We start from the raw sequence: 15,066 nt of genomic DNA, 5'->3' as shown, positions 1-15,066 counted from the left end.
CGGCCGTGCCCCGCGGAGTGCGGGGGGCCGCGGTCACCGGGAGCCCTGCCGCGTAGCGGCGGCCGGTGCCGCCGGCCCGGTGCGCACGGGGGTCTGCCACCCGGCGCCCGAGAGCCGTGGGCCGCCGGACACCCCCTGCCGCGGGGAGAGGGGCGCGACCGCGGACTCCCGGCGCGCGGAGGGCTCCTGCTCCGGGGTGGCCCGGACCCCCGGCGGGTCCTCCCCGTCGTCCGGGGTCAGGAGTTCCGCGATGTCCAGGACGTGGTAACCCCGCATCGACGGCAGGCAACTGCCCCGCACCGGGCCGATCGCCGCCGCCCAGTCCCGGGGGATGGCCGACGCCCCGTGCAGGGCACCGGCCAGCGCGCCCGCCACCGCGGCCGTCGTGTCGGCGTCCCGGCCCATGTTCACGGCCGTGAGCACCGCCGTCGGGAAGTCTCCGCGCGCCGCGGTGAGGGCCCCGAAGGCCAGGCCCACCGCCTCCGGCGCCAGATCCGTCCACGGGTAGCCACCGATCACCACCGCGGAACGCACCGCGCGCTCCCCGGCCAGCCGGTCCGGGTACGAGCGCTGCGCGGCCGAGACCGCGCGGCGCAGCGAGCGGGCCGTCCAGGAGTCCATCGGTACGACCGAGAGCGCGGCGGCGATCACGGAGGCGAGCCCCGCCCCCACCATCGCGGCGGCCACCCCCGCCGCGACCGCCTGTCCGCCGTAGATGCCCTCCCCGTCGTGACTGACCTGCCCGTCCACCGCCACCAGCCGGGCGGCCTCCGCGGGCCGGCCCGCCGCGAATACCCCGAACGGCGCCGCCCGCATCGCGAGACCGTCGCTCCAGGCGTGCCGGTGCTGGGCCGAGATCGGGGCGGCGAGACCGCGCCGCAGATTCTCCAGCGTGCCGCGCTCACTGAATCCGGCACCCCGGAACGGGCCCTCGTCCAGATCGGCGATCCAGTGGTGCCAGGCCCGCTCGACGTGCGAGACGGTGAGCGCCGAACCGTGCCTGGCCAGCAGGAGCCCCGAGAAGATCGCGTACTCGGTGTCATCGGTCCCGGCCGGATCGTCGCTGACGAAGCCCTCGATGCGGCCCCAGCGGCGGCGGATCTCGGAGGGGCGCATGTTCTCCGCCGGGGCGCCGAGCGCGTCCCCCACCGCGAGCCCCAGCAGGGCCCCCCGAGCCCGGTCGGCCGTGCCCGCCGCCGGAGTGTCCGCCATGAGCTCCATCGTGAAGACCTTTCCCTCGCACCCGGAACGACCGGATACGCGAGGTTTCCCCGATCACACCGAAGAGAGGCTCGTATTTCGTACAAATCGTCCGCCCGAGTGACGCCCTCGCGGCAGGTAAGTTCGGCCTTCCTTGCTGGCGGGAGGCGTTTTTCGTGCGTACTTTCGACGGTGCGGAGCGGAAGCATCAGATCGGGGACCGCTCCGGGAGAAGGGGAGAGCTGTGTCCATCATCGAGACCGACGCCGTACTGCACGAGGCCCATCGGGACAACCACACCCACCGTGACGTCAACGGCGGCTGGCTGCGGCCCGCGGTGTTCGGCGCCATGGACGGTCTCGTCTCGAACCTCGCCCTGATGACGGGCGTCGCCGGGGGAGCGGTCTCCCAGCAGACCATCGTCATCACGGGACTCGCGGGGCTCGCGGCCGGTGCGTTCTCGATGGCCGCGGGCGAATACACCTCGGTCGCCTCGCAGCGGGAGCTCGTCGAGGCGGAGCTCGCCGTCGAGCGGCGTGAGCTGCGCAAACACCCCAAGGACGAGATGCGGGAGCTCGCCGCCCTCTACGAGTCCCGCGGGGTCGAGCCCGCGCTCGCCCAGGAGGTCGCGCGGCAGCTGTCCCGCGACCCGGAACAGGCGCTCGAGATACACGCCCGCGAGGAGCTCGGCATCGACCCGGGCGACCTGCCCTCGCCGCTCGTCGCCGCTCTGTCCTCCTTCGGCGCCTTCGCGCTCGGCGCCCTGCTCCCCGTGCTGCCCTACCTGCTCGGCGCCGACCGGCTGTGGCCCGCCGTGCTGCTCGCCCTCGTCGGCCTGTTCGGCTGCGGCGCGGTCGTGGCCAGGGTGACGGCACGCACCTGGTGGTTCAGCGGACTGCGCCAGCTCGTGCTCGGCGGGGCGGCCGCCGCGGTCACGTACGGACTCGGCACGCTGCTCGGAGTGGCGGCCGGCTGACCGGACCGGGGCCCGGAGGCCCCGAAGGGGGCGGGACCTCGCGGACGGTTCCGGTGTTCCGCCGGCGTTCCGCCGGTGTGACGTACGTCTTGACGCACGTCACTGGGCGGATGGGGTGCGCCCACCGTAAAATGAGACGCTATGCAGTGCTACACATAAGTAGCCGTTACTCGGCGGTTTCGATTCGATGACCGCCGGGCAAGAGCCGTAGACACTCGCGGGCAACGACGCCCGCTCTCTGCGGTCTCCCCGGACAGTGATCCACAACGATCCTTCCGACCGTGACCCACCCGCACCACGGCTCCGTGGTGTCCGCATGTTGGAACAGTCTTTCCGCTTTTTGAGAAGCGTTCCATCATGTAACCTGCACGAAATTTCGCAGAGGGCCAGCGTCGTCCCTCGGCACAGCACATGCCACGACGACGACGGGAGAGCCAATGCGTTCCGACGCCTGGTCGCCCATGGACGGTCGCCCCGCCCAGCAGGGGATGTACGACCCCCGTAACGAGCACGACGCCTGTGGCGTCGGGTTCGTGGCCACTCTGACCGGTGTGGCCAGCCATGAGCTGGTCGAGCAGGCGCTGACCGTACTGCGCAACCTCGAACACCGCGGCGCCACAGGATCCGAGCCCGACTCGGGTGACGGCGCCGGCATTCTCCTTCAGGTCCCGGACGCCTTCCTCCGCGACGAGACCGGGTTCGACCTCCCCGAGGCCGGCTCCTACGCCGTCGGCATCGCCTTCCTGCCCGCGGACGACGCCACCGGGTCCGTCAAGCAGATCGAGAAGATCGCCGCCGAAGAGGGCCTCGACGTCCTCGGCTGGCGCCAGGTCCCGGTCACCCCGGACATCCTCGGCAACGGCGCCCGCGCCGTCATGCCCGAGTTCCGCCAGATCGTCGTGTCCGACGGCGTCAGCACCGGCATCGCGCTGGACCGCAAGGCCTTCGTCCTGCGCAAGCGTGCCGAGCGCGAGGCCGGGGTGTACTTCCCCTCGCTCTCCGCCCGCACGATCGTCTACAAGGGCATGCTCACCACCGGGCAGCTGGAGCCGTTCTTCCCGGACCTCTCCGACCGCCGCTTCGCCACCACGGTCGCGCTGGTCCACTCCCGCTTCTCCACCAACACCTTCCCCAGCTGGCCGCTTGCCCACCCGTACCGCTTCGTCGCGCACAACGGCGAGATCAACACGGTCAAGGGCAACCGCAACTGGATGAAGGCCCGTGAGTCCCAGCTCGCCTCCAGCCTCTTCGGAGAAGCGCAGCTCGACCGGATCTTCCCCGTCTGCACCCCGGACGCCTCCGACTCCGCCTCCTTCGACGAGGTCCTGGAGCTGCTCCACCTCGGCGGCCGCTCGCTGCCGCACTCGGTGCTGATGATGGTCCCCGAGGCGTGGGAGAACCACGCCTCCATGGACCCGGCCCGCCGCGCCTTCTACCAGTACCACTCCACGATGATGGAGCCCTGGGACGGCCCGGCCTGCGTCACCTTCACCGACGGCACCCAGGTCGGCGCGGTCCTCGACCGCAACGGTCTGCGCCCCGGCCGCTACTGGGTCACCGACGACGGCCTCGTCGTCCTCTCCTCCGAGGTCGGCGTCCTGGACATCGACCCCGCCAAGGTCGTCCGCAAGGGCCGCCTCCAGCCCGGCAAGATGTTCCTCGTCGACACCGCCGAGCACCGCATCATCGAGGACGACGAGATCAAGGCCTCCCTGGCCGCCGAGAACCCGTACGAGGAGTGGCTGGAAACCGGCGAGATCGAGCTCGAGGACCTCCCCGAGCGCGAGCACATCGTCCACACCCACGCCTCGGTCACCCGCCGCCAGCAGACCTTCGGCTACACCGAGGAAGAGCTCCGCGTCCTCCTCGCCCCGATGGCCCGCACCGCCGGCGAACCCCTCGGCTCCATGGGCACCGACTCGCCGATCGCCGCGCTCTCCGAGCGCCCCCGGCTGCTCTTCGACTACTTCACCCAGCTGTTCGCCCAGGTCACCAACCCGCCGCTGGACGCCATCCGCGAGGAGCTCGTCACCTCGCTGCGCTCCACGCTCGGCCCCCAGGGCAACATCCTGGAGCCGTCCGCCGCCGCGTGCCGAGCGGTGACGCTGCCCTTCCCGGTGATCGACAACGACGAGCTGGCCAAGCTCATCCACATCAACGCCGACGGCGACATGCCGGGCATGAGGGCCGCGACCCTCTCCGGCCTCTACCGCGTCAGCGGCGGCGGCCAGGCCCTCGCCGCCCGCATCGAACAGGTCACCTCCGAGGTCGACGCGGCCATAGAGGACGGCGCCCGCCTCATCGTCCTGTCCGACCGGCACTCCGACGCCGAGCACGCGCCGATCCCCTCGCTGCTGCTCACCTCCGCCGTCCACCACCACCTCATCCGCACCAAGCAGCGCACCCAGGTGGGCCTGCTGGTCGAGGCCGGAGACGTCCGCGAGGTCCACCACGTCGCGCTGCTCATCGGCTACGGCGCCGCCGCGGTCAACCCGTACCTCGCGATGGAGTCCGTCGAGGACCTCGTCCGCGCCGGCACGTTCATCGAGGGCACCGAGCCCGAACTGGCCATCCGCAACCTGATCTACGCCCTCGGCAAGGGCGTCCTCAAGGTCATGTCGAAGATGGGCATCTCGACCGTCGCCTCCTACCGCGGCGCCCAGGTCTTCGAGGCCGTCGGCCTCGACGAGGCCTTCGTCGCCCAGTACTTCAACGGCACCGCCACCAAGATCGGCGGCGCCGGACTCGACGTCGTCGCCAAGGAGGTTGCCGCCCGGCACACCAAGGCGTACCCCGCCTCCGGCATCTCCGCCTCGCACCGCGCGCTGGAGATCGGCGGCGAGTACCAGTGGCGCCGCGAGGGCGAGCCCCACCTCTTCGACCCCGAGACGGTCTTCCGCCTTCAGCACGCCACCCGCAACCGCCGGTACGACATCTTCAAGAAGTACACCGGCCGGGTCAACGAGCAGTCCGAGCGCCTCATGACGCTCCGCGGACTGTTCGGCTTCAAGAGCGGCCGCGAGCCGATCTCCCTCGACGAGGTCGAGTCCGCCGCCGACATCGTCAAGCGCTTCTCCACCGGCGCCATGTCGTACGGCTCCATCTCCCAGGAGGCGCACGAGACCCTCGCCATCGCCATGAACCAGCTGGGCGGCAAGTCCAACACCGGCGAGGGCGGCGAGGACTCCGAGCGTCTCTACGACCCGGCGCGCCGCTCGTCCATCAAGCAGGTCGCCTCCGGCCGCTTCGGTGTCACCAGCGAGTACCTGGTCAACGCGGACGACATCCAGATCAAGATGGCGCAGGGCGCCAAGCCCGGCGAAGGCGGCCAGCTGCCCGGCCACAAGGTCTACCCGTGGGTGGCCAAGACCCGGCACTCCACCCCGGGTGTCGGCCTGATCTCGCCCCCGCCGCACCACGACATCTACTCCATCGAGGACCTGGCTCAGCTGATCCACGACCTCAAGAACGCCAACCCGGCGGCCCGCGTCCACGTGAAGCTGGTCTCCGAGGTCGGCGTCGGAACGGTCGCCGCGGGTGTCTCCAAGGCCCACGCCGACGTCGTCCTCATCTCCGGACACGACGGTGGCACCGGCGCCTCGCCGCTCACCTCGCTCAAGCACGCGGGCGGCCCCTGGGAGCTCGGCCTCGCCGAGACCCAGCAGACCCTGCTGCTCAACGGCCTGCGCGACCGCATCGTCGTCCAGACCGACGGCCAGCTCAAGACCGGCCGCGACGTCGTCATCGCCGCGCTGCTCGGCGCCGAGGAGTTCGGTTTCGCGACCGCGCCGCTCGTCGTCTCCGGCTGCGTCATGATGCGCGTCTGCCACCTCGACACCTGTCCGGTCGGCATCGCCACCCAGAACCCCGTCCTGCGGAGCCGGTTCTCCGGCAAGGCCGAGCACATCGTCAACTTCTTCGAGTTCATCGCCGAAGAGGTCCGCGAGATCCTCGCCGAGCTCGGCTTCCGCACGATCGAGGAGGCCGTCGGCCACGCCGAACTCCTCGACACCGACCGGGCCGTCAACCACTGGAAGGCCCAGGGCCTCGACCTCGAGCCCCTCTTCTACGTGCCCGAACTGCCCGAGGGCGCCGTACGCCACCGCGTCAACGAGCAGGACCACGGACTGACCAAGGCCCTCGACAACGAGCTGATCAAGCTCGCCGCCGACGCCCTGGGCGCCGACAGCGCCGAGGCCGCCCAGCCGGTCCGCGCGCAGATCGCGATCCGCAACATCAACCGGACCGTCGGCACCATGCTCGGCCACGAGGTGACCAGGAAGTTCGGCGGTGCGGGCCTGCCCGACGACACCATCGACATCACCTTCACCGGGTCCGCGGGCCAGTCCTTCGGCGCCTTCGTACCGCGTGGTGTGACGCTGCGCCTGGAGGGCGACGCCAACGACTACGTCGGCAAGGGCCTCTCCGGCGGCCGCGTCATCGTCCGCCCGGACCGTGGAGCCGACCACCTCGCCGAGTACTCCACCATCGCCGGCAACACCATCGGTTACGGTGCGACCGGCGGCGAGCTGTTCCTCCGCGGCCGGACCGGCGAACGCTTCTGCGTCCGCAACTCCGGTGCCACGGTCGTCTCGGAAGGCGTGGGCGACCACGGCTGCGAGTACATGACCGGCGGACACGCGGTCGTCCTCGGCGAGACCGGACGTAACTTCGCCGCAGGCATGTCCGGCGGCATCGCGTACGTCATCGACCTCGACCTCGACAACGTCAACACCGGCAACGTCGGCGCCGTCGAACTCCTCGACGACACCGACAGGCAGTGGCTGCACGACGTCGTGCGCCGCCACCGGGAGGAGACCGGATCCACGGTCGCCGAGAAGCTGCTGGCCGACTGGGACACCTCGGTCGCCCGCTTCAGCAAGATCATCCCGTCCACCTACAAGGCAGTGCTCGCCGCCAAGGACGCCGCTGAGCTCGCCGGTCTCTCCGAGCAGGAGACCACCGAGAAGATGATGGAGGCGGCGACCAATGGCTGACCCCAAGGGCTTCCTGACCACGGGACGCGAGGTCGCCCGGACCCGCCCCGTCGGCGAGCGCGTCAAGGACTGGAACGAGGTCTACGTTCCGGGATCACTGCTCCCGATCATCAGCAAGCAGGCCGGCCGCTGCATGGACTGCGGCATCCCGTTCTGCCACAACGGCTGTCCGCTCGGAAACCTCATCCCCGAGTGGAACGACTACGCCTACCGCGAGGACTGGTCGGCGGCGTCCGAGCGCCTGCACGCCACGAACAACTTCCCGGAGTTCACGGGCCGCCTGTGCCCCGCCCCGTGCGAGTCGGCGTGCGTCCTCGGCATCAACCAGCCGGCCGTCACCATCAAGAACGTCGAAGTCAGCATCATCGACAAGGCGTGGGACAGCGGCGACGTCACCCCGCAGCCGCCCGAGCGCCTCTCCGGCAAGACCGTCGCCGTCGTCGGCTCGGGCCCGGCCGGTCTCGCGGCGGCCCAGCAGCTGACCCGGGCCGGTCACACCGTCGCCGTCTTCGAGCGCGCGGACCGCATCGGAGGACTCCTCCGGTACGGCATCCCCGAGTTCAAGATGGAGAAGTCGCACATCAACCGCCGCATCGAGCAGATGCGCGCGGAAGGCACCAAGTTCCGCACGGAGGTGGAGATCGGCAAGGACATCGACGCCGCCAAGCTCCGCCGCCGGTACGACGCCGTCGTCATCGCGGCCGGTGCCACCGTCTCCCGCGACCTGCCCGTCCCGGGCCGGGACCTCAAGGGCGTGCACTTCGCGATGGAGTACCTCCCGCTCGCCAACAAGGTGCAGGAGGGCGACCTGACCGTCTCCCCGATCACCGCCGAGGGCAAGCACGTCGTCGTCATCGGCGGCGGCGACACCGGCGCCGACTGCGTCGGCACCGCCCACCGCCAGGGCGCGGCCTCCGTCACCCAGCTGGAGATCATGCCGCAGCCGGGCGAGGAGCGTAACGCCAACCAGCCCTGGCCGACCTTCCCCATGCTCTACAAGGTCACCTCCGCGCACGAGGAGGGCGGCGAGCGGATCTACTCCGTCTCCACCACCCACTTCGAGGGCGACGAGGACGGCAACGTCCAGTCCCTGCACCTCATCGAGGTGGAGTTCAAGGACGGCAAGCTGGAGCAGAAGGCCGGCACCGAGCGCGTCATCCCGGCCCAGCTCGTCACCCTGGCCATGGGATTCACCGGCACCGACCAGGCCAACGGCCTCGTCCAGCAGTTCGGCGTGGACCTCGACGAGCGCGGCAACGTCGCACGCGACGAGAACTACGCGACCAACGTCGACGGCGTCTACGTCGCCGGTGACGCGGGCCGAGGCCAGTCCCTCATCGTCTGGGCCATCGCCGAGGGCCGCTCCGCCGCGCGCGGCGTGGACCGCTTCCTGACAGGGACCAGCGCCCTGCACGCCCCGATCCGCCCGACGGACCGTTCCCTGATGGTCTGATCGCGGCAACACAGACGTCCCGTACAACGGCGTACGGAACTGAACGCGGCGCCCGCCCCCGTCCCCGACCGGACAAGGGCGGGCGCCGCGGCGTGTCCAGGACCTCGCGGACACCGGCCGGCACCGGAACTCAGCCGACCAGCGCCAGCGCCGACACGGCGGCCAGGGTGCCCGTGACCGACAGCACCAGACCGGTCCCCACGAAACGGCGCATCTCGATCCTCGTCCCGTGCAAGCGGCACCGCTCGAACCACAACAGCGTCGCCAGGGACGCCCACGGGGTCACGAGCGGCCCCACGTTCACCCCGATCAGCAGCGCCAGCAACTGCTCGTGGTTACCCACCGGGATGACCGCCTCGCCCGCCAGATACGCCGGAAGGTTGTTCAGGACGTTCGACAGCCCCGCCCCCACCGCCGCCGACCGCAGCATCCCCGGAAAGCCGTTGTCCGAGCCCAGCAGGGACTCCAGCAACGTGTGCAGCCCGTGCGCGCTGACGGTCTCCACCACCAGGAACATCCCCGGGACGAGCACCAGCAGCCGCCACGGCACCAGCGACAGCCGCAACTCCTCCCTGCGCCGTACGGCGAACGCCACCACGACGACCACCATCGCGGTCAGCGACGCCGACCAGAGGGGCACGTCCGCGACCATGATCGCCAGCAGGAAGCCCGCACAGGCCACCGAACAGATCCGCAGCAGGACGGGATCCGCGGCCACCGTGGGACCCGGCGGGGTGTACCGGTCCGCGCCGCGACGGCCACGCCGCCAGTAGAAGACCCACAGACACACCGCGGTCATCGCGATCGCCGCGAGCTGAGGCAGCGACATCACCGCGGCGAGACCCGACGGCGAGAGCGCGACCCGGTCCGCCGCCAGCAGATTCGTCAGATTCGAGACCGGCAGCAGCAGACTCGCGGTGTTCGCGAGCCACACCGTCGTCATCGCCAGAGGCAACGCCGCGATCCCGACCCGGGAGGCCAGCGACAGCATGACCGGGGTGAGGAGCACCGCCGTCGTGTCCAGGTTCAGCGTGATCGTGGTGAGCGAGGCGAACAGCACACACAGCCCGAAGAGCAGCGGATAACGTCCCCGCCCCGCCCGCGCCACCCAGGCCGACACCACGTCGAAGACCTGAGCCCGGCCCGTCAGTTCGGCCATCACGATCACCGTGCCCAGGAACACCACCAGCGGCCCGGTGCGCCGCATCTCGTCCGCGGCCGCGTCCGAGGGGAGCAGCCCGGTCGCCACCGCGAGCACCCCCAGGACCAGCAGGCCACCCGCGAGCCAGTCCAGCGGATGCAGCCGCCGGACACCACGGCGAATCCCCGCTCCGAACCCTTCACCCGGCCCGTCCACGGGCCCCTCGCCCCCGGAGCCCGCGGTCTCCGGCCGCTCTGCGGAGGAATCTCTCACCATGGGACGATGATCCCAGAAAGTGGACTCGGTTCGTCCGCGGGCGAGTGCGCCGTCACGCCCCGGTCAGAGCGGCCGTCCGCACGGCGACCACCACGGCCAGCAGCGCGACCAGCACCACCCCGCCCGCCAGCTGCGCCGCCGACGTCCGCAGCCTGGCCGGCGCGTACGCCAGCCCGTAGGTCACCAGACCGCCGGTCAGCAGACCACCGAGGTGCCCCTCCCACGAGGTGAACACGGCGGAGACGACCATCCACAGCAGAAACCCCGCCATGAAACGGTTGACCGCCCGCATGTCCCGGCCCAGACGCCGGTTGATGACGTAGAAGGAGGCCGCCAGACCGAAGACCGCACCCGAGGCGCCGACCGCCGTCGTCTCCGGCGAGACCAGGTAGACCAGCACCGAACCACCCACCGCGGACAACAGGTACAGCGCCAGATAACGGGCCCGTCCGAGCTGCCCCTCCACGACCCGGCCCAGATTCCACAGCGCGAGCATGTTGAACACCAGGTGCATCACGCCGAACGACGCGTCCGGCGGCAGATGCAGGAAGGCCCCCGTCAGCAGCCGGTACCACTCGCCGTCGGCCACCCCCGTCAGCTCGAGCCCGGGATAGGTCTGGCCCTTGTAGTAGTACTGCCCGCCCGACGGATCGACCAGCACCGCCCCGAGCATCCCGAACCGGTCCACCGTCTCGGACCGGACCACCTCGACGACGTACGCGACGATGTTCAGCGCCATCAGCACGTACGTCACGACCGGCGTCGCGGCACTCGGCACCGCCCCGCCGAACAGCGAACGGGCCTGACGGACCGAGCGCTGTCCCTCCTTCACACACTCCACGCAGTGGTGCCCGACCGACGCCTCACGCATGCAGTCGGGGCAGATGTACCGGTCGCAGCGCGTGCACCGCACATACGTCTCGTACGACGGGTGGCGGTAACACGTGGTGGCGGCGGCCTCCATGGCCGGCTCCTTCATTCGTGGGCGGGGGCTCGTGCACGGGCAGGAGGACCCCATGAGGCGAGGGCGCTCAAGATAGCGAACGCGGGTGAGGAGCGGGACACCTGGGTGCGCCGGCGTTGCCCTACGCTCGGAACTCCCGTAGCCGCCGCGGCACGAGCCCCGCCCGATCGGAGAGCCACATGACCGGTACGCACGACGCCGCAGGTCCGGCCATCAGCCTGCACAAGATACGGGAACAGGCACCGGCGATCGCCGGCCACTACGAGAGCGCCCGGATCTCCCTGGAGAAGCACGGGATGAGCGGCGGACGCGCCGCGGTCTACCTGGTGCTCGACCACTCCGGCTCGATGAGGGAGTACTACAAGGACGGCAGCGTCCAGGCGCTCGCCGACCGGGTCCTCGGTCTCTCGGCCCATCTGGACGACGACGGACGGGTGCCCGTCGTCTTCTTCTCCACGGACGTCGACGCCGTCACCGACCTCACCCTCGGCAACCACCACGGCCGCATCGACGCGATCGTGGCCGGTCTCGGACACATGGGGAAGACCAGCTACCACCTGGCCATGGACGCCGTCATCGACCACTACCTCGACAGCGGCTCCACCGCGCCCGCCCTCGTCGTCTTCCAGACGGACGGCGGGCCGATCAGCAAGCACGCGGCGGAACGCTACCTCTGCAAGGCGGCGAAACTCCCGCTGTTCTGGCAGTTCATCGGCTTCGGCAACAAGCGGAGCTCACAATTCGACTTCCTGCGCCGGCTCGACGAGCTCGCCGTCCCGGCCAAACGCCCCCTCGACAACGCGGGCTTCTTCCACGCCGGCCCCGACCCCCGCACCCTCCCGGACTCGGAGCTCTACGACCGGCTCGTCGCCGAATTCCCGCACTGGCTGGCGGCCGCCCGCGCCCAGGGGCTCGTCGGCCGACCCGCGCACCGGGCGCACGGCGAACGCGACACGGTGGCGTCCGATCCGGTGACGTAGGACCCATCACGACAGAAGATGTCCTGATGACGCGGTTCGATGGCGCCCATGACATCGAACGTGACACCGAGTTCCTGGCAGGACTTCCGCGCGGCGGAACCCGCCTTCGCCGACACCGTGCGCACCAGGTTCCAGCAGTACAAGCACCACGTCCTCGCCACCCTGCGCGCGGACGGCTCCCCCCGCGTCACCGGCCTGGAGACCGAGTTCCGGATGGACGCGCTGTGGTTCGGGATGATGCCGAACTCCCGCAAGGCACTGGACCTGCGGCGCGACCCGCGCTTCGCCATCCACGCCAACCCGGGGCCGGACGCGGAGATGGCCGACGGGGACATCCGCATCTCCGGACGGGCGGTGGAGATCACCGACGCCGCCGTACTGGCCCGCTTCATCGAGGAGGTCACCCCGCCACAGCCCTTCCTCCTCTTCCGCGCCGACCCCGCCGAGGTGGTCCGCACCGGACTCGACGGTGACGACCTCGTCGTACAGGTCTGGCGCCCCGGCCACCCCCTGCGCACCCTGCGCAGAGGGACCGACGAGAGCCCCGTCCGCGAGTCGTGACACCCCGCCCGGCGGCCACGTGGTGCCGGGGGACTCGCGCTCCTGCCGGACGGCCTCACCCTCCATCGCCCGACGCACCGGCCGGGGCGGCACCGGGCCGGTGCGGAACCGACCGGTGCGGAGGCGCCCGTTCGCCGCGGGCGGCACTCTTCCGGCGTAACCCCCGGCCACCGGTCCGGCTGCCGGGAGCGCCCGGCCCGCATGCGTGGCGGTACGGCGATCAGGTGAATCCGCCGTCCCCCACGAGGGACGTCCCGCCCCCTGCCGCACCGCCCGCCGGACTCCGCCGCCCCGTCGAAGCCGGGGCGCGCACCCCTTGGGAGAACAGCGCGCGAAGCGTCGGTGAACGATTCGGGGAGCCGCGACGAACGCTCCCCGCAGCCGACCCGGCCGGCAGATTCTCCGGCGCGCGGGAGCGGACTGATCTGCCGCCCGCCGACAGAACGTGCTACGGTTGCCGAGTTGCAGTTTTGGTACCCATGAACATTATGTGCGCCTGACGGGAACCCTCCTCAGGCGCTTTATTGTTTTCCGGCTTTCTCCGGATGGGGCTCAATGCGGCGACTTGGAATTCGTGAAGTGCGGATTTCCGGCACTGCACCTCTTTTAGGAGAATGACATGGCTACTGGAACCGTGAAGTGGTTCAACTCGGAAAAGGGCTTCGGCTTCATCGAGCAGGACGGCGGCGGCGCCGACGTCTTCGCCCACTACTCCAACATCGCCACCCAGGGCTTCCGTGAGCTCCAGGAGGGCCAGAAGGTCTCCTTCGACGTCACGCAGGGCCAGAAGGGCCCGCAGGCGGAGAACATCGTCCCGGCCTAATTGCCGGACGCGTACCTCGCAACCGGGGCCCGCACCGTGAAGGTGCGGGCCCCGGTTTGTGCTGTTTCCGACTCGACCATTCCCGGTGCGGCTCCGCCGCCGGGACACCTGCTCTGTGCATGCATCCTGGGGCGCACACCAAGCAGTCCGCAGCAGTCGGCAGTAATCCCAGGAATCCCCCAGGAGGGCAATTCCGTATGACCCGCTCCGAACGCCAGGACCGACCGACCCGCAACCGCCCGATAAAGGGGCGCGGCACGGACCGGACACAGGCGAACAACCGAGGATCCGGCAAGGCACCGGCCCGTCGCAGGACCGCGCCCGCCCAGGGCGGCGAGTTCGCCCTGCCGGAGACCCTGACCCCCGCACTGCCCGCCGTCGACGCCTTCGCCGACCTGGACATGCCCGCCGCGCTGCTGAAGACCCTCGCCGCACAGGACGTGACCGACCCCTTCCCCATCCAGGGCGCCACCCTGCCGAACTCGCTGGCCGGCCGGGACATCCTCGGCCGTGGCCGCACCGGCTCGGGCAAGACCCTGGCCTTCGGCCTGGCGCTGCTCGCCCGCACCGCGGGACGCCGCTGTGAGCCGCACGCCCCGCTGGCACTCGTGCTCGTCCCCACCCGAGAGCTCGCCCAGCAGGTCACCGACGCGCTGACCCCGTACGCCACCGCTGTGAACCTCCGCGTCGCCACCGTCGTCGGCGGCATGTCGATCAGCCGGCAGTCCGGAGCGCTCCGCCGAGGCGCCGAAGTCCTCGTCGCCACGCCGGGCCGGCTCAAGGACCTCATCGAACGGGGCGACTGCCGGCTCGACCAGGTGTCGATCACCGTCCTCGACGAGGCCGACCAGATGGCCGACATGGGCTTCATGCCGCAGGTCGTCGCGCTGCTCAAGCAGGTCGAGCCGGGCGGGCAGCGGATGCTCTTCTCCGCGACCCTCGACAAGAACATCGACCGGCTGGTCAAGATGTTCCTCACCGACCCCGTCGTGCACTCGGTCGACCCGTCGGCCGGTGCCGTCACCACCATGGAGCACCACGTGCTGCACGTGGTGGACGAGACGGACAAGAAGGCTGTCGCCACCCGGATCGCCGCCCGTGAAGGCCGCGTGATCATGTTCGTGGACACCAAGCGTGCTGCCGACCGTTTCGCCAAGCGGCTCCTCGCCAGCGGCGTACGGGCGGCCGCCCTGCACGGCGGCCGGTCCCAGCCGCAGCGCAACCGGACCCTGGACCAGTTCAAGAACGGCCAGGTCACCGCACTCGTCGCGACGAACGTGGCGGCCCGTGGCATCCACATCGACGACCTCGACCTGGTCGTCAACGTGGACCCGCCGACCGACCACAAGGACTACCTCCACCGCGGCGGGCGCACCGCGCGTGCCGGCGAGTCCGGCAGCGTCGTCACGCTCGTGCTGCCCGACGAGAAGCGGGACATGACCCGGCTGATGCAGGACGCGGGCATCGCGCCGCGCACCACCCGCATCAAGTCCAGCGACGAGGAACTCAGCCGCATCACGGGTGCCCGCGAGCCGTCCGGCGTCGCGATCGTCATCGAGGTACCGCAGCCGACGCAGCCCAAGCCGCGCACGCGCGGCGGCCAGGGCTCAGGCTCCGCGGCCGGCGGATCCTTCCGCTCGGGCAGCCGCGGCCGCGGCCGCCGCGGCGGAACGGGCGCGGGCTCGGGCGCCGCAG

Annotated in this window: 10 protein-coding genes; 7 read left to right on the top strand and 3 right to left on the bottom strand. The window is 70.8% G+C overall.

The window, feature by feature from the left end:
• Positions 1 to 33: 33 nt before the first annotated feature.
• The gene (locus ABZ441_RS29345; RefSeq protein ID WP_358979650.1) at positions 34 to 1,221 is read right to left on the bottom strand and encodes an ADP-ribosylglycohydrolase family protein; all 1,188 of its coding nucleotides are present in this window, start codon (positions 1,219 to 1,221) and stop codon (positions 34 to 36) included.
• 223 nt (positions 1,222 to 1,444) lie between these two features.
• Between ABZ441_RS29345 and ABZ441_RS29340 the strand changes: the two genes are divergently transcribed.
• The 3 genes from ABZ441_RS29340 to ABZ441_RS29330 all read left to right on the top strand — a co-directional run bounded on the left by ABZ441_RS29340 (position 1,445) and on the right by ABZ441_RS29330 (position 8,626).
• Positions 1,445 to 2,176, top strand: a complete 732-nt coding sequence (locus ABZ441_RS29340; RefSeq protein WP_358979648.1) for a VIT1/CCC1 transporter family protein — start codon at positions 1,445 to 1,447, stop codon at positions 2,174 to 2,176.
• Positions 2,177 to 2,613: 437 nt separating this feature from the next.
• On the top strand, positions 2,614 to 7,173 hold the full coding sequence (gene gltB / locus ABZ441_RS29335) for a glutamate synthase large subunit (RefSeq protein WP_358979646.1): 4,560 nt from the start codon (positions 2,614 to 2,616) through the stop codon (positions 7,171 to 7,173).
• On the top strand, positions 7,166 to 8,626 hold the full coding sequence (locus ABZ441_RS29330) for a glutamate synthase subunit beta (RefSeq protein ID WP_358979644.1): 1,461 nt from the start codon (positions 7,166 to 7,168) through the stop codon (positions 8,624 to 8,626). The genes gltB and ABZ441_RS29330 overlap by 8 nt, the downstream gene beginning before the upstream one ends.
• 130 nt (positions 8,627 to 8,756) lie before the next feature.
• On the opposite strand, the gene ABZ441_RS29325 is transcribed toward ABZ441_RS29330, so the two are convergent.
• Together ABZ441_RS29325 and ABZ441_RS29320 are read right to left on the bottom strand one after the other, a co-directional pair.
• On the bottom strand, positions 8,757 to 9,920 hold the full coding sequence (locus tag ABZ441_RS29325; protein WP_358979723.1) for an SLC13 family permease: 1,164 nt from the start codon (positions 9,918 to 9,920) through the stop codon (positions 8,757 to 8,759).
• A 175-nt stretch (positions 9,921 to 10,095) separates the two neighbouring features.
• Positions 10,096 to 11,007 carry a rhomboid family intramembrane serine protease gene (locus ABZ441_RS29320; protein WP_358979642.1) on the bottom strand — a complete coding sequence of 304 codons (912 nt, stop codon included), beginning with the start codon at positions 11,005 to 11,007 and terminating at the stop codon, positions 10,096 to 10,098.
• A 179-nt stretch (positions 11,008 to 11,186) separates the two neighbouring features.
• On the opposite strand from ABZ441_RS29320, the gene ABZ441_RS29315 reads away from it, so the two are divergent.
• From ABZ441_RS29315 to ABZ441_RS29300, 4 genes are all read left to right on the top strand, one after another.
• The gene (locus ABZ441_RS29315) at positions 11,187 to 11,987 is read left to right on the top strand and encodes a VWA domain-containing protein (RefSeq protein WP_358979640.1); all 801 of its coding nucleotides are present in this window, start codon (positions 11,187 to 11,189) and stop codon (positions 11,985 to 11,987) included.
• A gap of 48 nt (positions 11,988 to 12,035) precedes the next feature.
• The gene (locus ABZ441_RS29310) at positions 12,036 to 12,548 is read left to right on the top strand and encodes a pyridoxamine 5'-phosphate oxidase family protein (protein WP_358979638.1); all 513 of its coding nucleotides are present in this window, start codon (positions 12,036 to 12,038) and stop codon (positions 12,546 to 12,548) included.
• Between the two features lie 619 nt (positions 12,549 to 13,167).
• On the top strand, positions 13,168 to 13,371 hold the full coding sequence (locus tag ABZ441_RS29305) for a cold-shock protein (protein ID WP_015607926.1): 204 nt from the start codon (positions 13,168 to 13,170) through the stop codon (positions 13,369 to 13,371).
• A 197-nt stretch (positions 13,372 to 13,568) separates the two neighbouring features.
• Positions 13,569 to 15,066, top strand: a 1,498-nt coding sequence (locus ABZ441_RS29300) for a DEAD/DEAH box helicase (RefSeq protein WP_358979634.1), incomplete at its 3' end; no start/stop codon positions are given.

Source organism: Streptomyces sp. NPDC005752, assembly GCF_040630715.1.
Lineage (GTDB): Bacteria > Actinomycetota > Actinomycetes > Streptomycetales > Streptomycetaceae > Streptomyces.
Note: the sequence above shows the minus strand (reverse complement) of the source record. Positions and strands in the feature narration are given on the sequence as shown.

Bases quoted from the DNA above. Each gene is read 5' to 3' on its own strand.
- ABZ441_RS29320 (WP_358979642.1), bottom strand. From the start codon at position 11,007: ATGGAGGCCGCCGCCACCACGTGTTACCGCCACCCGTCGTACGAGACG.
- ABZ441_RS29315 (WP_358979640.1), top strand. From the start codon at position 11,187: ATGACCGGTACGCACGACGCCGCAGGTCCGGCCATCAGCCTGCACAAG.
- ABZ441_RS29330 (WP_358979644.1), top strand. From the start codon at position 7,166: ATGGCTGACCCCAAGGGCTTCCTGACCACGGGACGCGAGGTCGCCCGG.
- ABZ441_RS29345 (WP_358979650.1), bottom strand. From the start codon at position 1,221: ATGGAGCTCATGGCGGACACTCCGGCGGCGGGCACGGCCGACCGGGCT.
- ABZ441_RS29310 (WP_358979638.1), top strand. From the start codon at position 12,036: ATGACATCGAACGTGACACCGAGTTCCTGGCAGGACTTCCGCGCGGCG.
- gltB (WP_358979646.1), top strand. From the start codon at position 2,614: ATGCGTTCCGACGCCTGGTCGCCCATGGACGGTCGCCCCGCCCAGCAG.
- ABZ441_RS29305 (WP_015607926.1), top strand. From the start codon at position 13,168: ATGGCTACTGGAACCGTGAAGTGGTTCAACTCGGAAAAGGGCTTCGGC.